Genomic DNA, 24,621 nt, shown 5'->3' with positions numbered 1-24,621 from the left:
ACGGCAGGGGTCCTTTTTGTGAGAAGAGAGAAAGGAGTAAGCGGTAAAAATCACAGGCCCATCTTCAGATAGGCTTCCCGGGTGGCGGCGGGTACCATGCGTCCGCCAGTGGCCCAGGCGATGTGGGTGATGGAGGCGGCCTTGTCCTCCAAGCCGTTGTCCTTCAGGTACTGAGCCATCACATCAGGCTGCAGCAGAGTGGCAAAGGCCGCGCAGGAGCTGGGCTCAATGAAGATGTCTTCGGTGCGCAGCAGGCCGCGCATCAGGTCGTAAAGGGTGGCGTCCTGGATGGTGGCGATGCCGCTGACCAGGGGAGAAACCACCCGGCCCACAAAGGCGGAGGGGCGACCCACGGCCAGGCCGTCGGCCTCTGTCTTGCCGCTGATGCCGAAGTCCTGCACGCTCACGCCGTCGTGCAGGCCGGTGGCCATGCCCAGCAGCATGCAGCAGGCCTGGGTGGGCTCGGTGAAGAAGCAGTGCACCGCGTCGCCGAATTCCACTTTCAGGCCGTAGGCCACGCCGCCGGGGGCGCCGCCGATGCCGCAGGGCAGGTAAACAAAGAGGGGATGGTCCGCGTCCACCGGAACGTTCTGGGCCTTCAGCTGGGCAGCCAGCCGCTTGCCGGCCACGCTGTAGCCCAGGAACAGGTCGGCGGAGTTTTCGTCATCCACAAAATAGCTCATGGGGTCCGCGTCAGAGTCCTTGCGGCCCTCTTCCACGGCGGCGCAGTAGTCGGCAGTATATTCCCGTACCTCAACACCGTGGCTGCGCAGCAGGTCCTTTTTCCACTGCTTGGCATCGGCGGACATGTGCACGATCACCCGGAAGCCCAGCTTGGCGCTCATGATGCCGATGCTCATGCCCAGGTTGCCGGTGCTGCCAACCTGCACGGTGTACTGACGGAAGAATTCCTGGAAGCGGGGCTCGGCCAGAATGGCGTAGTCGTCGGTACGGCTGAGCATGCCTGCCTGCATGGCAAGAGTCTCGGCATGCTTGAGCACCTCATAGATGCCGCCACGGGCCTTGATGGAACCGGCGATGGGCAGGTCGCTGTCCTTTTTCAGGAACAGGGAACCTTCGATGGAAGCGTCGTATTCCTCGTTCAAAAAGTCCCGCATGCCGGGGATAGCGGCCAGAGGCGACTCGATCAGACCGTTGTTTTCCCGGGTCTCGGGGAAGACCTTGGCGATGTAGGAGGCAAACCGGTCCAGCCGGGCGCGGGCGTCCTCAATCATGGCGGGGGTCACTGCGGTGATCTGCTTTTCGCCGCCCGAAACACGGTTCGGGTTGATCCAGAAGGTCACCTGACCGGCGGCTGCGTCGGCCACGGCGGGAACGGACTGAAAACGCTGCAACAGTTCTTGATTCATAATTTTTCTCCTTTGAGCCCGGCGGCGCGGGCTGCTTGTTTGAAGTGAGTAGAGAAATCCTTTCAACTGAACATTTTCGGGGAACTGCCGCATCCGATGGGAGGCGGCAGTTTGTTCGTGTTGCGAGAGCAGAGGAAACCGGCGGGGGCCGGTCTCCCGCCTCAGCTCAGGCGGGACTGGCCTTGAGCATCAGGCAGAGACACGCCCATCAGATGGGCCAGGGTGGGGGCGATATCGATCAGGTTCATGCTGCCCAGATCGGTACCGGGGGCAATGCCGGGGCCCGCGATGAGGAAGCTGGCCCGCATTTCCGGGAAGTTTTCGCTGTAACCGTGCTGAGCCTTCTGGTGCAGGGTGGTGCGGCAGTATGCGCCCGACACGTCGTCCCGCAGCTCGTAGCCCTTCCGGGATACCAGCACATAATCCGCCAGGGCAAAGCCGCCCCGCTCCAATGCCTGTTCGTGGTTCAAAACCTCCAGGATGCCGCTGTCCGGGTCTGCAAGCAAATCGGCCAGCAGCTTCTCCACCTTGGCGCGGGTATCCGCGTCATCGGGGTCAGCCAGACGGATCTCCGCCGTGCCGCCCGCCCGTTGGCTCCAGGCCTTCCAATCCAGGACCCGGCCCTCGTCGTCGATCTGGATCAGACCAGCCTGCCGCAGCAGCACGTTGGGGGAGATGTTATGGGTGTTATCCAGCGAACCGTGGTCGGAAACCACGCATACATATACGTTGCCGTTGCAGATGCGCCGGGCCTCGTCGATCAGACTGCCCACCATGGCGTCGATCTTCTGCAGGCTGGCCGCCGCCTCCGGACTGTAAACGCCGAACAGATGGGCGCTTTCGTCGAAGCTGGCAAAATAAGCGCTCAGGAAGAAGGGCTTTTCCGCAATCTGCGGTTCCAGCTTGTTGCGCAGCATCCACAGTGCAGCCGCGCCACGCTGAGCGTCGCCTGCGTCGGTCAGATCCAGGCCGCCGGCATAGCGGCCAATGTCCGCTTCCATCTCGGCGATCAGGCCCTGAGGACGGCACACCACATCCAGGAAAGCGGAATCCAGAACGGAGCCATCCCACCAGAATTCAGGGGCGATGTAGTCGCCGTCCGCGCCCACCGAGGTGGGGAAGGCCACGCTGGCCGAGCAGTAACCGCCCTCGCGTGCCGCCTGCCACAGGGTCTTGACATTTTTATTGGCAAACCAGTTCCAGGCGCCCATGTGCTTGCCGGCGGGATCGAAAATGGCGTTGTTGTAAATGCCGTGGACCGCCGGAGTCGCACCGGTGATGATGCTCTGATGGCAGGGATAGGTAAAGGTGGGGAAAACGCTCTTTACGCCGCCCTTGGCCACTGCGCCGCCCTGCAGAAAGCAGCGGGTCAGATTGGGCAGCTCCAGCCCCAGACGTTTCTGTTCCAGTAAAAATTCCGGTTTCAATGCGTCCACAGAAATCAAAAGCACGCTGGGCCGCTGCTGGGTATTCATGATAAAATCACAGCTCCTTTTCGTTTGGCGTCACCACCAGAAGGCCTGCGTTGCGGAAGGGGGCGAGCTGTTCGTCGCTGGCGCTGGAATCGGTGATGATCATCGCCAGCCGGTCGATGCCGCACATGCGCACCAGGGAATTGGTGCCCAGCTTGCTGGAATCGGTGATCATGATGGTCCGGCCGGCGGCCTCCATCATGGATTCCTGCACAATGATCTCGTCCATGCGCTGATAGGTCACGCCCCGCTCCACCGAAACGCCGCAGGTGGTGAGGAAGAAGGTATCGATATTCAGCTTTGAAAAAATCAGCGTGGCAAAGTCGGAGGATAAGGCAGCTTCCTCCGAGCGGTATACTCCACCGGTCAGGATCACGGTGATCCCGGCGGAGTCGCCCAGTTCTTTCAGCACGGCCAGGGAATTGGTCACCACGGTGAGGCGGCGGAACCGCTCCCGGATCACCCGTGCCAGCGACAGGGCGGTGGTACCGGAGTCCAGCGCGATGGACTGCCCCTCGCGGATGTAATCCGCCGCCAGCTGCGCCACCTGGCTCTTGTGGCCGGTGTTCTGCTGCTGGCGATTATAAAAGGGAGTATAATCCGCGCCAGCCTCGCCGGTCTCCGCCGGCATGGCGCCGCCATGGGTGCGCCGCAGCATACCCAGACCTTCCATTGCTTCCAGGTCCCGGCGAACGGTTTCACCGGAAACGCCCAGCGCCTGGCGGATCTGTGCGCTTTTCACACTGCCTTCCCGGCGAAGGATCGCCAGGATCTCCTGATATCTTTGCTCAGCCAACATATTGATCAAAACTCCTTTAGCTGTAACGTACTGGTCCACAACCACAGTATAACACAGAAAAACACACAAAACAACGAAAAAATGAGGAAATAGTGCACAATAAAACACAAAAACGCTTGTATATCCACGCAAAAACGCAATCAAACACACAAAAACACTTGAAAACACATGGAAACACACGTATAATGAAGCCGTAATGGACCGGCCCACACCGAAACCCAATTTGCGAAGATCCAAACGTGAAACAGAGAGAATGCTTTAGTAGAAGAGAGGAATGAATGTTTATGGCAGCGACCAAAAACGCGAACAGTAAAAAATGGATCTCCTTCGGTACCCTGCTACTGGGCGCCGGTACGATTTATAAGCTGGGCAACCTGAAGGACGCCTTCTACGTGCCCATGCAGGAGTTTATGGGGCTTTCCCACACCCAGATCGGTACCGCCATCAGCGTGGCTGGCCTGATCTCCACCTTTGGTTTTCTGGCATCCATCTATCTGACCGACCGTATTTCCAAGAAGATCATGATCCCCATGGCTCTGCTGGGCATCTGCCTGTGCGGCGTCTGGCTGTCCACCTTCCCGTCCTACGGGATGTTCCTGGTGATCTACTGTCTGCTTGCGGTCTGTGCGGATATGCTCTACTGGCCCACCATGCTGAAAACCGTTCGTCTTTTGGGCACAGAAGAGGAACAGGGACGCATGTTCGGCATCATGGAAGCCGGCCGCGGTCTGGTGGATACCATTGTGGCCTTCGGCGCTCTGAGCATCTTTGCCGCCATGGGCAGCAACGCCGCCGGCCTTCGCATGGCCATTCTGTTCTATGCGGCGGTGCCCGGCGTGATCGGCGTGATCGCCTACTTCCTGCTGGACCCGGACGAAAAGCCTGCTGCCAACCAGGAGGGCAAAAAGGTCAGCGCCAACCAGGCTGCCTGGGAGGGCGTGATCAGCGCGCTGAAGAATAAGAACATCTGGCTGGTTTCCCTGAACATCTTCATGGTATATGCGGTTTACTGCGGTCTGACCTATTTCATTCCCTTCCTGGAGGAAGTCTACGCTCTGCCTGCTGCGCTGGTGGGCGCCTACGGTATCATCAACCAGTACGGTTTGAAGATGCTGGGCGGCCCGATCGGCGGCTTTATCAGCGATAAGGTGCTGCATTCCGCCACCCGTTTCCTGCGCATCGTGTTTGCCATCGCCGGTGTGGCTCTGGTGGTCTTCACCTTCCTGCCCCACGGCAGCATGGGCGTTGCTCTGGGCATGACCTTCACCCTGAGCATCGGCGCCATGGTGTTCAGCATGCGTGCCATCTTCTTCGCTCCCATGGACGAGGTGCATGTTCCCCGTGAGATCACCGGCGCGGCCATGTCCATGGGCTCCTTCATCGGTTATCTGCCCGGCGCGTTCATGTATGCGATCTACGGCGGCATTCTGGACAGCATGCCCGGACTGCAGGGCTACCGGGTGGTATTTCTGATCATGGCGGGCTTCGCGGTTCTGGGCGCGCTGCTGAGCAGCTACATCCTGCGCCACATCCGCAAAGGATAAAAACTCTGTGAAAACCATTGACCTTGCCCCCGGAAAACTGGTATAGTATAGCCAGTTGAAAAGGGAGTAGTTGCAAGCCGCTTCGTCAACATCACGGCAAAAGCCTGGCGAAGCGGGCCGGTTTGCTCAAGACACGGTAACAAGACTTTTCGGCACAGTATTTGCTGTGCCGAAAAGTCTTTTTTTGTTGCCGGGCCGGGAGCGGGGCGAACAAAAAGGAGGCGAAGCAATGGCCACAATGTATTTGCTGGTGGGAATCTCCGGCGCGGGCAAGACCACCTGGGCCAAGACTCGGCTGGCCGGGGCGGAATACATCGGATCGGACGGCATCCGCATGGAGCTGTTCGGCAAGGAGCTCACCCTGAGGGGCTACCACCGGGTTCACCGGATCATGAACCAGCGCATGCGTGCGGCGCTGGAACAGGGCAGAGATGTGGTGGTGGACTCGGTGCATCTGTCCCGCAGGGCGCGGCGGCGGGTGCTGCGGGCGGTGCCGGAGGGGGTGCGCTGCGTGGCGGTGTGGATCGACACCGGCGTGGCTCAGGCCATCCGCAACGATGCCTGCCGCCAGCGGCATGTGCCCTTTTTTACTATCGCGCTTATGCGGCCCCGGCTGGTGGAGCCGAAAAAGGAGGAGGGCTTCCACGAGATCTGGCGTATCTCCTGGCAGGAACGGGTGGAAGGCATTGGATGGGAAAAAGGACCAAAATGTGAAAAAAATGAAAATCCTGCAAAAATCTCTTGACGGGACCTGCCGCCCGTGGTATAGTTAACCCAAGTTGAAAAGGGAGTAGTTGCAAGCCGCCTTGTCAACATCACGGCCTCAAAAGGGCCTGGCAGGGTGCGCCGCTTCTTAATGAGTCGGTAACAAGACTTTTCGACAGCAACGCTTTGCGCGTGCTGTCGGGAAGTCTTTTTTCTTTTGCGGAAAAGGACTTCCCGCCGGGCAAAACGGGCAAACTATGAAAAAGGAGAACGAACGTATGGAACAAACCTATTTTGACAAAACCGTTCCGCAGGCCCTGGAGCAGGTAAAGGCCACAGCAAACGGCCTGACCGCTCAGGAGGCTGCCCGGCGGCTGGAGGAGCACGGCCCCAACCAGCTGGCGGAAGGCAAAAAGAAAAGCCCGCTGGTGATCTTCCTGGAGCAGTTTAAGGACCTGCTGGTCTTTATTCTGGCCGTGGCGGCGGTGATCTCCATGGTGTCCGGCAATGTGGAGAGCACTTTGGTCATCTTCGCGGTGCTCATCATGAACGCGGTGCTGGGCACCGTGCAGTATCTGAAGGCGGAAAAAAGTCTGGAAAGCCTGAAAGCCATGTCCGCCCCGGTGGCCAAGGTCCTGCGGGACGGCGTGCGCCAGGAAGTGGCGGGTCCCCAGGTGGTGCCCGGCGACATCGTGTATCTGGAGGCGGGCGACCTGGTGGTTGCCGACGGCCGCCTGCTGGAGTGCTATTCCCTGAAGGTGAACGAGAGCTCGCTGACCGGTGAATCCGAGGCGGTGGAGAAGACCGCCGACGCTCTGCCTGCGGGCAAGACCGCCCTGGGAGACCAGAAGAACATGGTGTTCTCCGGCTCGCTGGTCACTTACGGCCGCGCGGTGATGCTGGTCACCGGTACCGGCATGAACACCGAGCTGGGTCACATTGCCGAGCTGATGAACCAGACCCAGCAGCGCAAGACCCCCCTGCAGAAGAGCCTGGACGACTTCTCCGGCAAGCTGGCGGCGGCCATCCTGGCCATCTGTGCGTTGGTGTTCTGCCTGTCGCTGTTCCGCAGCGGCATGGGCCTGCTGGACTCCCTGCTCTTCGCCGTGGCGCTGGCGGTTGCTGCCATTCCCGAGGCTCTGAGCAGCATCGTGACCATCGTGCTGGCCATGGGCACCCAGAAAATGGCCCGTCAGAACGCCATCATCAAAGAACTCAAGGCAGTGGAAAGCCTGGGTTCGGTGCAGGTGATCTGCTCGGATAAAACCGGCACCCTGACTCAAAACAAGATGACCGTGCAGAAGATCTGGGCGGACGGCAAGCTGGTGGAGGCGAATGAAGCCGACATGAGCGATCCGGCCCAGGAGCTGCTGCTGAAGATCGGCCTGCTGGCCAGCGACGCCACCGTGGATGTGGCCAGCGGCGCTTCGGTGGGCGACCCCACCGAGATCGCCCTGGTGAACTGGGGCGGTATGCACCAGACCGACGCGAACAGCGTGCGCAGTCAGTTCCCCCGCCTGGGTGAGCTGGCCTTTGATTCCGACCGCAAGCTGATGAGCACCCTGCACCGGGTGAACGGCAAGCCCATGCTGCTCACCAAGGGCGCCATGGACGTGCTGCTGGCCCGCTCCGAGCGGCTGCTCACCGCCCAGGGCGTGGTGCCCCTGACCGACGAGACGCGCGCCGCCATTGCCCGGGCCAACGAGGAGTTTTCCCAAAATGGCCTGCGTGTTCTGGCCTTCGCCTGCCGCGAGATGGATGCGGAGCGGGAGCTGACCCTGGAGGACGAGAACGACTTCACCTTCGTGGGCCTGGTGTCTATGATCGACCCGCCTCGTGAGGAGAGCAAGCAGGCTGTGGCCGACGCCAAGCGCGGCGGCATCCGCACCGTGATGATCACTGGCGACCACAAGGTCACCGCCACCGCCATCGCTAAGCAGATCGGCATCTTTGAGGAAGGCGACATGGCCTTGGAGGGCGTGGAGCTGGACGCCATGACCGACGACGAGCTGGACGAAAAGCTGACCCATATCTCGGTTTACGCCCGCGTTTCCCCCGAGCACAAGATTCGCATCGTTTCCGCCTGGCAGCGCCGGGGCTGCATTGCCGCCATGACCGGCGACGGCGTGAACGACGCCCCCGCTCTGAAAAAGGCGGACGTGGGCGTGGCCATGGGCATCACCGGCACCGAGGTGAGCAAGGACGCCGCCGCTATGATTCTGGCGGACGACAACTTTGCCACCATCGTGAAGGCTGTGGTGAACGGCCGCGGTGTGTACACCAACATCAAGAACTCCATTCAGTTCCTGCTGTCCGGCAACATGGCCGGTATCCTGGCGGTGCTGTACGCTTCGCTGATGGCTCTGCCCGTGCCCTTCCAGCCGGTACACCTGCTGTTCATCAACCTGCTCACCGACAGCCTGCCCGCCATTGCTTTGGGTATGGAGCCCGCCCGGAAGGGTCTGCTGGACCAGAAGCCCCGCGACCCCAAGGCCTCCATTCTGGATAAGCCCCTCATGTTCAAGATCCTGTGGCAGGGCGCTCTGATCGCCATTGCCTCTATGACCGCCTTCTATCTGGGTCTGTCCGCCGGCGGTGCCGCCATGGCCAGCACTATGGCCTTCGCCACCCTGACCCTGGCCCGCTTGTTCCACGGCTTCAACTGCCGGGGCACCGAATCCATCTTCAAGTTGGGCCTTGGCAGCAACAAGTACTCGCTGATGGCCTTTGCCGGCGGCGTGGTGCTGCTGGCTGCCGTGCTCACCATCCCGGTGTTGGCAAGCCTGTTCTCGGTGACTGCCCTGAGCGGTGTGCAGTACCTGCAGATTCTGGGTCTGGCCTTCGCGCCCACCTTGCTGATTCAGCTGGGCCGCGTGATCCGGGGCAAGTGATTCGGACTGGAACCATTTGAAACAAAAAAGGCCGCCGCCTTTCCCGAAACCGGGAAGGGCGGCGGCCTTTTCATTTTAATATTGGCTGATGGGCAGGGAAGCGTCGTCGTCGCTGGGCTCAATGGCCCGGATGGTCACCGGGTAGCTCACGCCGGGGCGAACCTCCACCTGCACGGTGTCGCCGGTCCGCTTGCCGAAGATGGCCCGGCCCAGCGGGGATTCCCGGCTGATGAGGCCGCTGTCCGCATTGACCCGCAGAGTGGTCACCAGCTTGACCACCATTTCCTCTTCATCCTCGGGGAAGTACAGGGTGATCTTGTCAAACAGGCCCACCGAGCCCTCGGCATGGTCGGATTTGACCACCTTGGCGGTTTTGATCATCCGCTGCAAATAGCGAATGCGGCTCTCGTTGCGGTTTTTCTGGCGTTTGGCCTCCTTGTATTCAAAGTTTTCGCTCAGATCTCCGTAGGAGCGGGCGATCTTCACGTCCTCCAGGCACTGGGGCCGCACCACCAGAATGCGGTGCTCGATCTCCTCCTGCATTTTCTGGATGTCCACTTCGGTGAGTTCGTCGTACATGCAATCAGTCCTCTTTTTCGGTATGTTCGCTCAGAGCGCTCAGACGTAAACCTGGCGGCTCTGGAAGATGCACAAAGCGCTCTTGCTTTTGCCCTTTTCCAGCAGGGTGCGGGCAGCGTACAGGGTGGCTCCGGCGCTGGGCCCGGCGGGGATGCCGTCGGTGAGCAGCACCTCGCGGGCGGCCTGCACCGCCTCGCCGGTGGTCACCGCCGTCACCAGATCCACCACATAGGGGTTATAGTTCTCCGGCACGAAGCCGAAGCCGATGTTGGCGATTCCGTGGGGGGCCAGAAAGCCGCCGCCGATGGCCTGGCATTCGTAGGGCTCCACCGCTGCCATGCGGATGTGATTGGTCCAGGCCTTCACATATTCGCCCACGCCGGTCACGGTGCCGCCGCTGCCCACCCCGGCCACGATGGTGTCGATCAGATTGCCGTTGTCGGTGGCCTTTAAGATGGCAGGACCGGTGATGCGCCGGTGGTATTCCGGGTTGTCCTCGCTGGCTAAGTAGTTCATATAGTAAGCGCCCTGTTCCTCGGCCATGCGGCGGGCCAGGATGTCCATGCCCTCCTGGCCGGAGGGCCGCTCATAGCAGGGCCGCAGCCGAGCGCCCAGCCCCTGCAGAAATCGTTCCCGCTCCGGCTCCAGGGCGGGCGGCACCACCAGGGTCAGCGGGTGGCCGCTGCGCCCGGCGGCGATGGCCAGCGCCGCCGCAAAGGCGCCGCAGCCGGTTTCCACAATGGGCTGGCCTTCCTTTAATTCGCCCCGCTGGGCAGCCAGGCGGATCATGGCGGTGGCCAGCGCATCCTTGCCGGTGCCGGTGGGGCCATCAAACAACAGGCAGGCGTACAGCTTGCCGGGAAGGTCGTGCTTCGCGGCATAGCCGCCAAGGGCCACCACGGGGCAGCGGGTGAGCTGCTGATAATAGGTCTCGTTGATTCCGGTCATCGCAAACGCCTGCCTTTCTTATTATATATAGGAAAGCAATGGGGACTGACGCGGCGGGAGCGGGCGGGGCACCCGCCGCTTTCTGCCCTTATTGTAGCACGTTCCGCGACCAAAGTCATGCCCGGGAAAGAGGGGAAAGAAAAAGAACGTTTTTTGCGCCATTTCCCCCTTGACAGCGCCGCGCGGCCTCTGTTATAATAGCAAACTGTAAAGCAAAATGCTTTACGAAAAGGCAAAACACTTTACAGGGCCCGGCACCCCGGCAAGGAGGCGTTTTCGGTGGCAAAGAATCTTGAGATTTCGCTGTTGCTGGATTTCTACGGCGACGTGCTCACCGAAAAGCAGCGCGACGTGATGGAGCAGTACTACAATGACGATCTGTCGCTGGCAGAGATCGCCGATAACTTCGGCATCACCCGCCAGGGCGTGCGGGACTCCATCAAGCGGGGCGAGGGAATCATCCTGGAGCTGGAGGAAAAGGTAGGCTTCGCAAAGCGCTACCGGGCCGTGCAGCAGGGCATCGCCCAGCTGGAAAGCCTGGCGCGGGAGATTCAGTTTGAGAACGCCAACGGCTACACGCCGAGCAAGCGCATCGACGATTCCGCCCGCAAGATGCTCGAGATCATCGGGCAGATCAGCGAATAACCCTTCCGGCACACACAACGAAAGGACGACGACATGGCCTTTGAATCTCTTTCCGAACGGCTTTCGGGCGTGTTCAAACGGCTGCGGGGCAAGGGCAAGCTCACCGAGGCGGACATCAAGGCCGCCATGCGTGAAGTGCGCACCGCCCTGCTGGAGGCCGACGTAAACTACAAGGTGGCCAAGGACTTCATCGCCGGAGTCACCGAGCGGGCCATGGGCCAGGAGGTCATGGAAAGCCTGACCCCTGCCCAGCAGGTCATCAAGATCGTAAACGAATCCCTTACCGAGCTCATGGGCGGCAACGAGGCTGCGCGCATCCACATCAAGTCCAAGCCTCCCACGGTGCTCATGCTCTGCGGTCTGCAGGGTAACGGTAAAACCACCCACGCCGCCAAGCTGGGCAAATGGTTCCTCAAGCAGGGCCATCGCCCGCTGCTGGTGGCCTGTGATATCTACCGCCCCGCGGCTATTGATCAGCTGCAGGTGGTGGGCAAGCAGGCGGGTGTTCCGGTGTTCACCATGGGCACCGAAAAGCCCGAGATCATCGCCAAAAAGGCCATCGCCCACGCCAAGGATTACGGCAACGACATCGTGATTCTGGATACCGCCGGCCGCCTGCATGTGGACCAGGAGCTCATGGATGAGCTGGGCCGCATCAAGGAAGCCGTTGAGGTGGACGAGGTCCTGCTGGTGGTGGACGCCATGGCCGGTCAGGACGCGGTAAACGTGGCCAAGGCCTTCAATGAGGCCGTGGCGGTGGATGGCATCATCCTCACCAAGACCGACGGCGACACCCGCGGCGGCGCGGCGCTCAGCGTCAAGGCCGTCACCGGCAAGCCCATCAAGTTCCAGGGTACCGGCGAAAAGCTGGACGATCTGGAGGTCTTCCATCCGGCCCGCATGGCCAGCCGCATCCTGGGCATGGGCGACGTGCTCACCCTCATCGAGAAGGCGCAGGACCTGCAGGATGAGAAGAAGGCCGCCGAGACCGCCAAGCGGATGATGGAGAACAAGTTCGATATGAACGACATGCTGGACCAGCTGGCCCAGATGAAAAAGATGGGCGGCGTTGCGTCGCTGGTCTCCATGCTTCCCGGCGGCAACAAGATCAACCCGGATGACATCGACGAAAAGGTGTTCGTGCACATCGAGGCCATCATCTGCAGCATGACCCCCGCCGAGCGGGAAAAGCCCAGCATCATCAACCCCAAGCGCAAGCGCCGCATCGCCGCCGGCAGCGGCACCAGCGTGGAAGAGGTGAACAAGCTGCTTCGCCAGTTTGAGATGATGCAGAAGATGATGAAGCAGATGAAAAAGAACCCCAAGGCCTTTGGCCGCCGCCTGCGCGGCATGTAAGCGCGAAAAAACGCGCAGCTTTCCAAGGTATGACCCGCAGCCCTCAAAAAGGGCGGGTTTGATACAATATAACAATCACAATCGCCCCATATCGGGGCCCCAAACATCAGGAGGTTTACCACTATGGCAGTTAAGATCCGTCTGCGCCGCATGGGCGCCAAGAAAGCTCCCTTCTACCGCGTTGTTGTTGCTGACAGCCGCTTCCCCCGTGACGGCCGTTTCATCGAGGAGATCGGCTACTACGATCCCACCAAGGAGCCCAGCGTTGTGAAGATCGACGCCGAGAAGGCTAAGAAGTGGATCGCCAACGGCGCTCAGCCCACCGATACCGTTCGTGAGCTGCTGAAGAAGAACGAGATCCTGTAATCAGTCAAAAGGGAGGGCAACCCTATGCAGGAGCTGTTGCTGGCAGTTGCCCGGGGCCTGGTCGACGATAAGGACGCTGTGTCCGTTACCGTGGACGCCCCCCGTGAGGACGGCACCATCGTTTACCACCTGAGCGTGGCTGAGAACGACATGGGCCGGGTGATCGGCAAACAGGGCCGCATCGCCAAGGCCATCCGCGTTGTAATGCGGGCTGCCGCCGTTCGCAAGGGCGAAAAGGTCATGGTAGAGATCGACTGACCTTCGGGAGAACAAAACCACACAAACAGGGCCACTTGCCAGCTTCTGTGCAAGGGGCCCTGTTTTTTGTTTGGGCAATGCGGCATTGCCCTTGTCACCGGGCGGGCGAAGCGGCCCTGCCCCACACAAAAGGAGAGAAACAAGATGCAGCAGTATCTGGAAGTCTGCAAGGCCGTGACCACCCACGGGGTGGCGGGCGAAGTAAAGGTGGAGCTCTGGTGCGACGACGCGGCCTTTCTGGGCCGGTTCAAGCGGCTGTACCGGGGCCCGCAGGGCCAGGCGCCCATTGCTGTGACCAAGGTGCGGGCCCACAAGAACATGGCGCTGGTCACCTTTGAAGGCGTGAACGACATGGACGCCGCCCGCGCGCTGGTGGGCCAGGTGTTTTACATCGACCGGGCGGACGCAAAGCTGCCCAAGGGTCATTATTTTCAGGCGGACCTGCTGGGCTGCCGTCTGATCGACGCCGAGAACGGCCGGGACTACGGCGAGATCGCCCAGGTCAGCCATCCCGGTGCCCAGGACATCTACACCGTTTCCTGCCCGGACGGCTCCACCGCCCTGTTCCCGGCGGTCAAGCCCTTCCTGGTGAAGATCTGCATTGAGGACCGCAAGGTGCTGGTCAGCCCCATTCCGGGCATGTTCAGCGAAGCGGAAAATGGTGACCAGGTATGATGCGGGTGGATGTGGCGACCCTGTTCCCGGAGATGTGCCAGCGGGTGCTGGACGAGAGCATCCTGGGCCGGGCCGCAAAACGAGGCTATATCGAGACTCACTGCCATCAGATTCGGGACTACACCCTGAACCGGCAGAAGCAGGTGGACGACTATCCCTACGGCGGCGGCTGCGGCATGGTGATGAACGCTCAGCCCATCTATGACTGCTGCCAGGATATCATCCGCCAGGTGGAGGAACAGGGCCGTCAGCGGCCGCATATTATATTTATGACCGCGGCTGGCCAGCCTTTCTCCGAGGAGACCGCCAAGCGGCTTGCCCAGTACGACAGCCTTCTATTGGTTTGCGGCCATTACGAAGGCATGGACGAGCGGGTGATCGAGGAGCTGGCGGACGAGGAAATCAGCATCGGCGACTATGTGCTCACCGGCGGTGAGCTGGCGGCGCTGGTGGTGGCGGACAGCGTGCTGCGCCTGCAGCCCGGCGTGCTGGCACAGCCGGAGGGCTATCAGGACGAGAGCCACTGGAACGGCCTGCTGGAATACCCCCAGTACACCCGACCGGAGGAGTGGCGGGGCAAAAAGGTTCCGGAAATCCTGCTCAGCGGCCATCATGGCAATATAGACAAATGGCGGCGCGAGCAAAGCCTGGAACGCACCCGCATCCGGCGCCCGGATTTGTACGAAGCGTACCAAAATGAGCATAATCAGAACCACAAAAAGTAATTAATGCTGATAGAGTTGAAAACTTTCGGGATTTCTCATGAGATTGTTGAAAACTAAGTGGTTGATTTGCACAAAGAAACGTTTCCGGTATTTTGCGGATTCGGGAAACTGACAAAATTGCACAAATGTACTGTACAATCGGGTAAGAATGGGCTATTATAACAACCAGAAGCCCATCTAATTTTAGAAATAGGAGCGAATGAATCATGTTTGTTAAAGAAGTTACCGTTGAGAACAAAGTCGGCCTGCATGCCCGTCCCGCTACCTTCTTCATCCAGAAGGCCAACGAGTACAAGTCTTCCATCTGGGTCGAGAAGGAAGAGCGCCGCGTGAATGCCAAGAGCCTGCTGGGCGTTCTGAGCCTGGGCATCGTGGGCGGCACCACCATCCGCATCATTGCCGACGGCGCCGACGAGCAGGCTGCCGTGGAAGGCCTGGTAAAGCTGGTAAACTCCGGTTTCGCCGAGTAATTTCTTTGCTTTCGTAAATCAAAGGGCGGGTTTTGAAAACCCGCCCTTTTTTGCTTTTGCTCCTCAAGCGGGGCATACTGAGGATACGGGCCGCACACCCCCACGGCCGAAAAAGGAGGACCCCTGCCATGACCAAGGCTGAACTGCACGAAAAAGCGAAGATGCTGCCCCTGCTGCCGGGGGTCTATATCATCCGGGACAAGCGGGATGAGATCATCTACATCGGCAAGGCCAAGCGGCTGCGCACCCGAGTGAGTCAGTATTTCCGGGAGGGCGTCCCCCACGATGCCAAAGTCACCCAGATGATCGAGCACGCCTTCAATTTTGACGTGATCGTCTGCCAAAGCGAGTTTGAGGCTCTGGTGCTGGAGGCCAGCCAGATCAAAGCCCATACCCCCAAGTACAACATTCTGCTCAAGGACGACAAGGGCTACAGCTATGTGAAGATCACCAAGGAAGAATACCCCCGCATCTCGGCGGCGCTGCAAAAGGAGGAGGACGGGGCGGAGTACATCGGGCCCTTCACCAGCAGCTTCGCGGTGCGCCAGATGGTGGAGACCGCCCAGGACGCCTTCCTGCTGCCCCGGTGCAACCGGCGCTTTCCCCAGGAGATCGGCAAGGGTCGCCCCTGCCTGAACGCCCACATCGGCAAGTGTATGGCCCTGTGCAGCGGGAAAATCAGCAAGGAGACCTACAACCAGGCAGTGCAGGGAGCCATCCGACTGATCCGCTACGGCAAAAAAGACATCGTGAAAACGCTGGAGCAGCGCATGGAGGAGGCTGCCGAGCGGCTGGACTTTGAGCAGGCCGCCCTGCTGCGAGACCAAATCGCCGCAATCAAAAAGGTGTCGGCCGGGCAGAAGGTGGTGGTGGACGAGAGCACCCAGATGGATGTGATCGCCTTCGCCGGAGTGGGGCAGAACAGCTGCGCAGCTATCCTGCGCTACCGCACCGGCCGTTTGACCGACAAGCGGGAGTTCCTGTTCCGGGGCACCGCCGACCTGGACGCCTTGCGGGAGGAATTTCTGCCCCGTTACTATCTGGACGGGGAGGAGATTCCCAAGGTCATCGCGGTGGATGTGCTGCCCGAGAGCCACGAGGCTTTGACCCAGCTGCTGGAGGAGACCCGGGGGACCAAGGTGCAGCTGTATGTGCCCCAGCGGGGCGACACGGCCAAGCTGGTGAGCATGGCCTATACCAACGCGGTGGAACGCCTGGCCCGGGAGAGCGGCCGCACCGACCGGAATCAGCGCCTGCTGGACGAGGCCGCCGCGGTGCTGGGCCTGCCCGAGCCTCCGGCGGTGATCGAGAGCTACGATATTTCCAACTGGGGCGAGGGCACCAGTGTCTGCGGTATGGTGGTGTTTGAAAACGGCCGCCCCAAGAAAAGCGGCTACCGGCGCTTCAAGATGCGCACCGTGGCGGGCACCGACGACTTTGCCAGCATGGCCGAGGCGCTGAGCCGCCGGGCCGCTGAGTATGAAAAAGGCACGGCGGGCCAGTTCTCGGTGCTGCCCAGCGTGATCTTGCTGGACGGCGGCAAGGGCCAGGTGAGCGCAGTGAAGGCGGCGCTGGCGGGCACCGCTCTGGCGGCGGTGCCGTTGTTCGGCATGGTGAAGGACGACCACCACCGGACCCGGGCCATCGTGACCGCCGACGGCGGCGAAATCGCCATCAGCATGCACCGGAATATCTTCACCTTCATCTCTTCCATTCAGGACGAGGTGCACCGGTTCTCCATCGCCTACCAGCGCCAGAACCAGAAGAAGAAAGCCTATGCTTCCAGTCTGACCGCCATTCCCGGCGTGGGACCGGCCACCGCCAAGGCGCTTCTGGCCCACTTCAAGTCGGTGGGGGCGGTGCGCGAAGCCGGTGTGGACGAGCTGACCAACGCCAAGGGCGTGGGCCAGAAGGCCGCCCAAACCATCTACGACTATTTTCACCCCCGAACGGAGGATTGATTTATGGACCAGAACACATTGCACGAACGCTTTGCCGAGGCGGCGGAGTACTATGCCGGCCGAAAGGGCAGCCGCCCCACCCTGGAGCAGGAGGATACCGTGGCCCTGCTGCGGGAAACTCAGGAGATTTACGGCCACATTCCGCCCCAGGCGCTGGAGACCATCTCTGTCTGCACCGGATACAAGGTGCCGCTGCTGGAAAAGCTGATCCGTCTGTATCCCAGCCTAAAGCTGGGGGCCGCCGCCCACGAGATTGTGGTGTGCAGCGGCGGGCGATGCGGCGCGAAAAACGCCGCATTGATGGACCGGCTGAAAAAGGGACTGGCCCAGTTGCCCGAGGGCACCGCAGTGCTGCGCACCCAGAACTGCTTCAAGCAGTGCGGCAAGGGGCCCAACATCCAGGTGGATGGGGTGCTCTGGAACGGCTGTGACGCCGCCGCGGTGGACCGTATTCTGGAAACTCTGCGGCCGAAAAAAGGGTGAACCGGCAGTTCGGGTCCGCACCTTTCTTCTTGACAAAGCGGCCGGTGCGGGCCATAATGGAAAACACAAAGGGATAGGAAAGGGAGGTGGACCCCCATGCGTGTGATCTCAGGCTCTGCCCGGGGCACCAAGCTGGCGGCCCTGCCGGGAGAAGATATTACAAGACCCACGGTGGACCGGGTGAAGGAGGGCATGTTCAGCGCCCTGCAGTTCATCCTGCCGGGGGCAAAGGTGCTGGATCTGTTCGCAGGAAGCGGTCAGCTGGGCATCGAGGCGCTGAGCCGCGGTGCGGCCAGCTGCGTGTTCGTGGACCAGGACCGGGGCGCGGTGCGCGTCGTGGAGCAGAACTGTCGGGCCGCCGGTGTGCAGGCCCAAAGCCAGATTCGCAACACCAGGGCGGACACGTTCCTGGCGAGCTGCGGCGAGCAGTTCCACGTCGTTCTGCTGGACCCGCCCTACCGCCACGATACGCTGGCGCAGATTCTGCCTCAGGTGGCGCGGGTGACCGCGCCCGGCGGCACGGTGCTGTGCGAGAGCGAGCTGGCAGCCAGTCTGCCGGACGAGTGCGAGGGCCTTTGCAAGAAAAAACAATACCGTTACGGCACCGTATTGGTGACCCGCTATGAAAAGGAGCGAGAAGAATGAACATCGACGAGTTGCTGGACCTGATGGAAGAAACCATGGAAGAGGCCTCCGGCCTGCCGTTCTCCGGCAGCAAGCGGATGGTGGACATTGACAAAATGCGGGACATCATCGACGAGGTGCGCCTGAACATGCCCACCGAGATTCGCCAGGCCAAGGCCATCGTGAACGACCGGGCGGACATCATTGCCAGCGCCAAGCGGGAGGCTGAGGCCATCGTGAAGAAGGCCGAGGACCGGGCCCGGGTGCTGGTGGGCGAAGAGCAGATCGTGCGGGCTGCCCAGCAGCGCGCGGCGGAGATCCTTTCCAGCGCGCAGAGCCAGTCCCGCGAGATGCGCACCACCGTGACCGACTACTGCGAGAACATGCTGCGCATCACCGAGGAGCAGCTGGCCCGCAACGCGGCGGAGGTCAAGACCGTGCGCGCCAACCTGCGCCAGAACGCGAAGAACAACAACGGCTGACGGAACGGTCAGCCCTCAAGGCCCCGTGCCTGCCGGATTTTGGCGGGCACGGGGCCTTTTTCTCGTGGCGAATTGTGGAAAACCCGGTGTAAAACGCCAGGGTGGACCCGCAGGGTTTACCGGGGGAAGACGTCTGGCGGAAAGAATACACAAAACAGGAAAAATATGCAGCCAATCCGCGAAAAAACGGCATTGGGGCGAGATTTTTCACGATTCTTTTTCGGTGCAATATCTTGCAATTGAGGTGGGGGTAACGTATAATAATTGATACAGTGGGGAGAAGTGGGGTAAAGTGGAGAGTTTTCCACACCGGTGGAGCCGATGGGGGAAACCTTGAGCCCCGAGCGAAAGGAGGCGGCGCCGTATGTTGATGGGCGAGTACAACTATGCCATCGACGAAAAGGGCCGCCTGAACTTCCCCGCACGTTTTCGGGAGCAGATGGGGCAGGTGTTCGTCATCACACGCTGGATGGACAACTGTCTGGTCGCCTTCCCGGAGAGCGAATGGCAGCTCATCTGCGAAAAGCTGCAGGGCAAGAGCCTGGTCAAGACCCGCGAGATCCAGCGGTTTCTGTTCGCCATGGCCACCGAGGTCACGCCGGACAAACAGGGCCGGGTGCTCATCTCGCCCAGCCTGCGCACCCACGCGGGCCTGCAGAAGGATGTGACCATCATCGGTGTGGGCAAGCATGCCGAGATCTGGGACACTGCCGCCTGGCAGAAGAAACAGGCGGGCTTTGGCAGCGAGCAGCTGGAAGCCGCCATGGAAGAACTGGAACTATAAGGGGGAACGCACATGGAATTCAGCCACATCCCCGTGCTTTTGAACGAATGTCTGGAGGGCCTGGCCATCGATCCGGCCGGTATCTATCTGGATGGCACTGCCGGCGGCGGCGGCCATTCCAGCCAGATCGCAAAACGCCTCACCACCGGCCGTCTGGTCAGCCTGGACCAGGACCCGGACGCCATTGAGGCGGCGGGCAAGGCTCTGGAGGGGTTGCCCGCCACACTGGTGCAGACCAACTTCTGCAACGCCCGCAGTGCCCTGTATGGGCTGGGCATCGAAAAGATCAACGGCGCTTTGCTGGATCTGGGAGTTTCCTCCCACCAGCTGGATGATGCCTCCCGGGGATTTTCCTACCGCCAGGACGCGCCGCTGGATATGCGTATGAGCCAGAGCGGCCCCACGGCGGCGGACCTGGTGAACACCGCCAGCCGGGAAGAGCTGGCCCGCATTTTGCGGGAGTACGGCGAGGAGCCCTATGCCTGGGCCATTGCCGGGCGCATCGTGCAGCGCCGGGAGGAGACGCCCTTCGCCACCACCCTGCAGCTGGCCGACGCCATTGCCAGCGCTCTGCCCCCGGCGGTGCGCCGCAAGGACAAAAACCCCGCCCGGCGCAGCTTCCAGGCGCTGCGCATCGCAGTGAACAGCGAGCTGGACGTGCTCAGCCAGGGCATGGAGGAGATCTTTGATCTGCTTGCTCCCGGCGGACGCTTCGCCATCATCACCTTCCACTCACTGGAGGACCGGCTGGTGAAGAACAAATTCCGCCAGTGGGCCACCGCCTGCACCTGCCCGCCGGAGTATCCGGTCTGTGTGTGCGGAGGCAAGGCAAAAGGAAAGCTGATTACCCGCAAGCCCATCGAGGCCACCGCTGCCGAGCTGGAGGAAAACCGGCGCAGCCGGTCCGCCAAGCTGCGGGTGATCGAAAAGCTGGGCGACTGAACCGCCTAATCCGGCAAAGGGGAGCCGGAGCACCGATAAAGCACAAGGAACAAAAAAGGAGGTGAGCGCACATGGCACAGGCTGCCTATGAACTGGAACGGTTCGCGGACCGGCCATTGGACGTTAAACCCCGCATGAGAGCGGTACAGGGCAAAAAGCAGGCCATGAAGATCAGCGCTCAGGCCTATAAAACCGTGGCGGTGAGCTGCGTGATGGTCATGCTTACCGTGGGCCTGCTGCAAAGCCAGGCCACCCTGACCCAGCTGACCACCCAGATCCAGAAAACAAATCAGCAGCTGGTGAACGCCCAGAGTGACTACAACTATCTGTCCGGCGTGCTGGACAGCAAGACCAACCTGAAAAACGTGGAGCAGATCGCCGCCCAGCTGGGGCTGATGAAGCTGGACAAAAGCCAGATCACCTATGTGACCCTGGAAAACGAGAGCACCATCCAGCGGCCGGAGAGCGGTTGGCAGCGTATTTTGGATATGCTGAACAACGGGTTTCTGCGCCTGATGGATCATCTTGATCCCTGACCGCAAATGGAAAAAGCGTGCCGCCGCGCACGCTTTTTCGATTATCAGGGGGCTTCGACCGGTTCCGCCCCCTTACGCGCGGCGAATGACACTGATGCAAACGAAGGAAACACTGCCATGGCAAGAATGAACAATCCGCAAAATGGGCCGCAGAACAAGCCAAGATCCAAGCGCAGCTCACTGCGCTACTGGCTGTTGGCGGGGGCGTTTGCCTGTGGTGCCGCGATCCTGGTCGGCCGGCTGGCCTGGCTGCAGATCGCCATGCACGACGAGTACCGCATCCAGGCTGCCAACCAGCAGCTGAAGGACGTGGCGGTGACCCCCACCCGCGGCCAGATCTACGACGCCAACGGCAAGGTGCTGGCCAAGAGCAGCATTGTGTGGACCATTGCCGCCGACCCCAGTCAGATCAGCGCGCCCAAAGCGGCGGAGGGCGACGAGCGTCCCGCGGAAGAGCGCCGGGCCGAGCGGGTGCGCACCGTGAGCGCCGACGTGGCGGAGCTGCTGGGTCTGGACGAAAACGAGGTCTACGACAAGCTGATCGATTCCGAAAGCCAGTACGAGGTACTGGCCAAGCAGGTGGATAAGCCGGTGGCGGATCAGATCAAGGAATACGCCAGCGAAAACAACCTGCCCATCACCGTAACCCAGGACACCAAGCGCGAATATCCCTACGGGGCCTTTGCCGCCAGTGTGCTGGGCTTCATGCATGCGGACGGCTACGGCTTCTATGGTTTGGAGGCCTATTACGAAGAAACGCTGGCCGGTACCCCCGGCCGCCTGGTAAGCATCAAGAACGGCCTGGGCGACGAGATCGCCAACGACGAGCGGGAGGAATACCCCGCACAGGATGGCAACAGCCTGGTGCTTACGCTGGATGCCAACATCCAGGCCATCGCGGAAAAATACCTGGAAAACTCGGTGAAGGTGAACAACGTATCCGAGCGCGGCGTGGTGATCGTGATGGATGTGAACACCGGCGCTATCCTGGCCATGGCCACCAAGCCGGACTTCGATCCCAACGACCCCATGACCATCTACGACCCGGAGCGGGCCGCCCTGCTGGAGGGCTTGTCCGACGAGGAGTACACCCAGGTGCAGGGTCAGGAACGCCAGCGCCAGTGGAAGAACAAGGCCATCACCGACCTGTATACCCCCGGTTCAGTATTCAAGCTGATCACCACCTCCGCCGCACTGGATTCCGGTGTGAGCACGCCCGGCACCAACTATTACTGCGGCGGCAGCTATCAGGTGCTGCCCGGCACCAAGCCCTATTCCTGCGCCGAGGGTGCAAATCACCAGTGGCAGGACATGGGCAAGGTGCTGTACAACAGCTGCAACATCGCCACCATCCATGAGGCCGAGAAGATGGGCATCGAGACCTTCTCGGACTACTATAACGCCTTCGGCTTCACCGAAAAGACCGGCATCGACCTGCCGGCGGAACAGGCTCCCTATGCGGGCATTTCCTATCACCCGGCGGACAGCATGACCATCGTGGACCTGGCGTCCACCAGCTTCGGTCAGGCCCAGAAGGTGACCCCCATCCAGATGATCACCGCAGTGGCGGCCATCGCCAATGGCGGCTATCTGGTGCAGCCCTACATCGTGGATAAGATCGTGGATCAGGAAGGCAACGTGGTGCAGGAGACCGAACCCACCATCAAGCGCCAGGTCATCAGCGAAGAGGTCTCGCAGCAGGTTCTGAAGATGATGGAAGGCGTTGTGGACTACGGCGCCGCAGGCGCGGCCGGCCGCAACGCTTATGTGGCAGGCTACCACATCGGCGGCAAGTCCGGTACCAGTGAGAAGCTGGACCAGGGCGAGCGCGAGGGCGGCGGTTACGAGAAGGTTTCCAGCTTCCTGGCGGTGCTTCCGGTGGACGACCCGCAGATCGCCATTCTGGCCTTTGTGGATGAACCCCACGCGGAAACCGAATACGGCTCCATGCTGAGCGCCCCGCTGATCGGCAACATCATCAGTGAGGTGGCCCCCTATCTGGGCATCGAGATGGACGAGAGCCTGCTGCCCAGCGGCGATGTGACCGTGCCCAACCTGGTGACTCCCAACAATCCCAGCTACAGCCAGTGGGATCTGGCCCAGGTGGAGCTGAACAAGATCGGCCTTTCCCACCGGAAGGTGGGCAGCGGTGACCGGGTGCTGGCTCAGTATCCCGAGGCGGGCACCAAGGTGGCCGCAGGCACCACAGTATACCTGTATACCGACAGCACCGAGTACACCAAGACCACCGTGCCGGATGTGACCGGCAAGAGTGTGGCTCTGGCCAGCCAGATGCTGGCGGGCTCCGGCCTGAACGTGCGGATCAGCGGCGATGAGAACGGGCAGGTGACCGCCCAGGATGTGGCTGCGGGTACCGAGACGCCCATGGGCACGGTGGTGACCATCACCGCCGCGGCCGCGGCTGAACCGGCCCAGGATACCAGCACATCCACGGATACGTCCTCTGCCGATTCCGGCACGGATACCGGGACCGATGAGGGCTAAGAGGGCTGAACCGCCGTAAGAACAAGTTAAAACAGAGCGTCCGGCAGGGCAATTTCGGGCCGGGCGCTTACAACACAAAAGGAGGCAGTTGCAATGCAGCCGATCCCTGCAAAGATGCTGCTTGCCGGGCTGGCCGAGGCCGGTTCGGTGGGCAGTGAGACCATCACCGCTGTGGTGACGGATAGCCGGGCCGTGTGCCCGGGCTGCGTGTTCGTGTGTTTCCCCGGCCAGCGAGTGGACGGCCATGACTTTGCTGCAAAGGCAGTGGAGGAAGGGGCCGCCTATGTGGTGGCCAACCATCCGGTGGAGGGAGTGCCGGAGAAAAAGCTGGTGCTTTGCCCCAGCAGCCATCATGCCATGGTACGCATGGCGGCCAACTACCGTATGCTGTTCCACCCCAAAATGATCGGCGTCACCGGCAGCGTGGGTAAGACCACCACCAAGGAGTTCTGCTACGCCATTCTCAGCGCCTTTGGCCAGGCCATCAAGACCGAGGGCAACCAGAACAACGAGATCGGCGTGCCCAACACTCTGTTCCGCATCACCGAAGAAACCGAGTATGCGGTGGTGGAGATGGGCATGAGCGCCCTGGGCGAGATCGAACGGCTCAGCCGGGCCGCCCGGCCGGATGCGGGTTTGATCACCTGCATCGGTGTGAGCCATCTGGAAAGTTTGGGCAGCAGGGAGAATATCCTGAAAGCAAAGCTGGAGATCTGCACCGGCTTGCCGGACGGCGCACCCCTGGCTTTGAATGCGGACGACGAATATCTGCAGCTGGCCCGGCGGGAGGGAATGCTCCCCGCCCGATTGCGCCCGGTGTGGTACGGCATGAACGACCCGGAGGCGGATGTGCGGGCCGTGGAGGTAAAGCCGCTGGAAAACGGCATGGCCTTCACCCTGGAGGATAAGGAGCACGGCCGCTTTGCGGTGACCATTCCGGCCCTGGGGATGCACAGCGTATACGACGCGCTGGCCGCCTATGCCGCCGCCACCCGTATGGGACTGGACGCGGCCCGCTGCGCGGCGGCGCTGGCGGACTACCAGACCACCGGCATGCGCCAGAAGGTGGTGGAGAACGGTGGACGGGTGTTCATCGAGGACTGCTACAACGCCAGCCCGGACAGCATGCGCGCCAGCCTGAACATGTTCCGGGAATATCCCTGCAAGGGGCGGCGGTTCGCACTGCTGGGCGATATGCTGGAGCTGGGCTCCATTGAGGAAGAGGCTCACCGGCAGGTGGGGCGCTGGGCGGCAGAAAGCGGTCTGGCCCACCTGGTCACGCTGGGCGCCGCCAGCCGGTTTGCGGCCGACGAGGCGGAAAAGGCGGGGCTTGCGGTGACTCGCTGCCAGACGCATGAAGAAGCGGCGCAGGTGCTGGCAGGCCTGATGGTCCCCGGCGACGCATTGCTGGCAAAGGGCAGCCGGGGCATGCGGCTGGAGCAGGTGCTGCAGCTGCTGTATACCGGCGAAACCCAAACAAACAACTAAGAGGAGAATCAAA

The 24,621-nt window shown here is 61.3% G+C and carries 24 protein-coding genes; 19 read left to right on the top strand and 5 right to left on the bottom strand.

Annotated features, from left to right (window positions below; all coding sequences use genetic code 11):
• Positions 1-50 precede the first annotated feature (50 nt).
• The 3 genes from B5G03_RS03635 to B5G03_RS03625 all read right to left on the bottom strand — a co-directional run bounded on the left by B5G03_RS03635 (position 51) and on the right by B5G03_RS03625 (position 3,641).
• Complete coding sequence (locus B5G03_RS03635) at positions 51-1,370, bottom strand: D-serine ammonia-lyase (protein ID WP_087180401.1); 1,320 nt, start codon at positions 1,368-1,370, stop codon at positions 51-53.
• Positions 1,371-1,531: 161 nt separating this feature from the next.
• Complete coding sequence (locus B5G03_RS03630; RefSeq protein ID WP_087180400.1) at positions 1,532-2,845, bottom strand: alkaline phosphatase family protein; 1,314 nt, start codon at positions 2,843-2,845, stop codon at positions 1,532-1,534.
• Positions 2,846-2,852: 7 nt separating this feature from the next.
• Complete coding sequence (locus B5G03_RS03625) at positions 2,853-3,641, bottom strand: DeoR/GlpR family DNA-binding transcription regulator (RefSeq protein WP_087180399.1); 789 nt, start codon at positions 3,639-3,641, stop codon at positions 2,853-2,855.
• Positions 3,642-3,925: 284 nt separating this feature from the next.
• Between B5G03_RS03625 and B5G03_RS03620 the strand changes: the two genes are divergently transcribed.
• From B5G03_RS03620 to B5G03_RS03610, 3 genes are all read left to right on the top strand, one after another.
• Positions 3,926-5,185 (top strand): MFS transporter, encoded by a 1,260-nt coding sequence (locus tag B5G03_RS03620; RefSeq protein ID WP_087180398.1) that lies wholly within the window; start codon positions 3,926-3,928, stop codon positions 5,183-5,185.
• 229 nt (positions 5,186-5,414) lie between these two features.
• Positions 5,415-5,930, top strand: a complete 516-nt coding sequence (locus tag B5G03_RS03615) for an ATP-binding protein (protein WP_087180397.1) — start codon at positions 5,415-5,417, stop codon at positions 5,928-5,930.
• Between the two features lie 238 nt (positions 5,931-6,168).
• The gene (locus B5G03_RS03610) at positions 6,169-8,781 is read left to right on the top strand and encodes a cation-translocating P-type ATPase (RefSeq protein WP_087180396.1); all 2,613 of its coding nucleotides are present in this window, start codon (positions 6,169-6,171) and stop codon (positions 8,779-8,781) included.
• 75 nt (positions 8,782-8,856) lie between these two features.
• On the opposite strand, the gene B5G03_RS03605 is transcribed toward B5G03_RS03610, so the two are convergent.
• Positions 8,857-9,360: a GreA/GreB family elongation factor gene (locus B5G03_RS03605; RefSeq protein WP_087180395.1), complete on the bottom strand. Its 504-nt coding sequence runs from the start codon at positions 9,358-9,360 to the stop codon at positions 8,857-8,859.
• A 39-nt stretch (positions 9,361-9,399) separates the two neighbouring features.
• Positions 9,400-10,308, bottom strand: a complete 909-nt coding sequence (locus B5G03_RS03600; protein ID WP_087180394.1) for a pyridoxal-phosphate dependent enzyme — start codon at positions 10,306-10,308, stop codon at positions 9,400-9,402.
• Positions 10,309-10,587: 279 nt separating this feature from the next.
• Between B5G03_RS03600 and ylxM the strand changes: the two genes are divergently transcribed.
• The 16 genes from ylxM (at position 10,588) to B5G03_RS03520 (ending at position 24,608) form a co-directional block, all read left to right on the top strand.
• Positions 10,588-10,953: a YlxM family DNA-binding protein gene (ylxM, locus tag B5G03_RS03595; protein WP_087180393.1), complete on the top strand. Its 366-nt coding sequence runs from the start codon at positions 10,588-10,590 to the stop codon at positions 10,951-10,953.
• A 33-nt stretch (positions 10,954-10,986) separates the two neighbouring features.
• A complete protein-coding gene (ffh, locus tag B5G03_RS03590) occupies positions 10,987-12,309 on the top strand; it encodes a signal recognition particle protein (RefSeq protein WP_087180392.1) in 1,323 nt (440 codons plus the stop codon).
• A 123-nt stretch (positions 12,310-12,432) separates the two neighbouring features.
• Entirely contained in the window at positions 12,433-12,675 is a 243-nt protein-coding gene (rpsP, locus tag B5G03_RS03585) for a 30S ribosomal protein S16 (protein WP_087180391.1), read from the top strand.
• Positions 12,676-12,699: 24 nt separating this feature from the next.
• The gene (locus B5G03_RS03580) at positions 12,700-12,933 is read left to right on the top strand and encodes a KH domain-containing protein (RefSeq protein WP_058965745.1); all 234 of its coding nucleotides are present in this window, start codon (positions 12,700-12,702) and stop codon (positions 12,931-12,933) included.
• A 144-nt stretch (positions 12,934-13,077) separates the two neighbouring features.
• A complete protein-coding gene (gene rimM, locus B5G03_RS03575; protein WP_087180390.1) occupies positions 13,078-13,608 on the top strand; it encodes a ribosome maturation factor RimM in 531 nt (176 codons plus the stop codon).
• Positions 13,605-14,333: a tRNA (guanosine(37)-N1)-methyltransferase TrmD gene (gene trmD, locus B5G03_RS03570; protein ID WP_242962278.1), complete on the top strand. Its 729-nt coding sequence runs from the start codon at positions 13,605-13,607 to the stop codon at positions 14,331-14,333. Before rimM ends, trmD begins: the two co-directional genes overlap by 4 nt.
• A gap of 206 nt (positions 14,334-14,539) precedes the next feature.
• Positions 14,540-14,803 carry an HPr family phosphocarrier protein gene (locus B5G03_RS03565; RefSeq protein WP_058965751.1) on the top strand — a complete coding sequence of 88 codons (264 nt, stop codon included), beginning with the start codon at positions 14,540-14,542 and terminating at the stop codon, positions 14,801-14,803.
• 128 nt (positions 14,804-14,931) lie between these two features.
• Positions 14,932-16,764, top strand: coding sequence for an excinuclease ABC subunit UvrC (gene uvrC, locus B5G03_RS03560; protein ID WP_087180388.1), 1,833 nt, complete (start codon positions 14,932-14,934; stop codon positions 16,762-16,764).
• Positions 16,765-16,767: 3 nt separating this feature from the next.
• On the top strand, positions 16,768-17,247 hold the full coding sequence (locus B5G03_RS03555) for an NAD(P)H-dependent oxidoreductase subunit E (protein ID WP_087180387.1): 480 nt from the start codon (positions 16,768-16,770) through the stop codon (positions 17,245-17,247).
• A 96-nt stretch (positions 17,248-17,343) separates the two neighbouring features.
• On the top strand, positions 17,344-17,892 hold the full coding sequence (gene rsmD, locus B5G03_RS03550) for a 16S rRNA (guanine(966)-N(2))-methyltransferase RsmD (protein ID WP_087180386.1): 549 nt from the start codon (positions 17,344-17,346) through the stop codon (positions 17,890-17,892).
• Positions 17,889-18,353, top strand: coding sequence for an HrpE/YscL family type III secretion apparatus protein (locus tag B5G03_RS03545; protein WP_058965758.1), 465 nt, complete (start codon positions 17,889-17,891; stop codon positions 18,351-18,353). Before rsmD ends, B5G03_RS03545 begins: the two co-directional genes overlap by 4 nt.
• 364 nt (positions 18,354-18,717) lie before the next feature.
• On the top strand, positions 18,718-19,137 hold the full coding sequence (gene mraZ / locus B5G03_RS03540) for a division/cell wall cluster transcriptional repressor MraZ (protein ID WP_087180385.1): 420 nt from the start codon (positions 18,718-18,720) through the stop codon (positions 19,135-19,137).
• A 12-nt stretch (positions 19,138-19,149) separates the two neighbouring features.
• Positions 19,150-20,079, top strand: coding sequence for a 16S rRNA (cytosine(1402)-N(4))-methyltransferase RsmH (gene rsmH / locus B5G03_RS03535; protein WP_087180384.1), 930 nt, complete (start codon positions 19,150-19,152; stop codon positions 20,077-20,079).
• A 71-nt stretch (positions 20,080-20,150) separates the two neighbouring features.
• Positions 20,151-20,615, top strand: a complete 465-nt coding sequence (locus B5G03_RS03530; protein WP_087180383.1) for a hypothetical protein — start codon at positions 20,151-20,153, stop codon at positions 20,613-20,615.
• 117 nt (positions 20,616-20,732) lie between these two features.
• The gene (locus tag B5G03_RS03525) at positions 20,733-23,120 is read left to right on the top strand and encodes a penicillin-binding transpeptidase domain-containing protein (protein ID WP_162613320.1); all 2,388 of its coding nucleotides are present in this window, start codon (positions 20,733-20,735) and stop codon (positions 23,118-23,120) included.
• A 93-nt stretch (positions 23,121-23,213) separates the two neighbouring features.
• Positions 23,214-24,608: a UDP-N-acetylmuramoyl-tripeptide--D-alanyl-D-alanine ligase gene (locus tag B5G03_RS03520; RefSeq protein WP_087180381.1), complete on the top strand. Its 1,395-nt coding sequence runs from the start codon at positions 23,214-23,216 to the stop codon at positions 24,606-24,608.
• Positions 24,609-24,621: the final 13 nt, after the last annotated feature.

The organism is Gemmiger sp. An50 (assembly GCF_002161595.1).
Classification (GTDB): Bacteria; Bacillota; Clostridia; order Oscillospirales; family Ruminococcaceae; genus Allofournierella.
The sequence above is the reverse complement of the archived record's forward strand: the minus strand, read 5'-3'. Positions and strand labels throughout refer to the sequence as shown.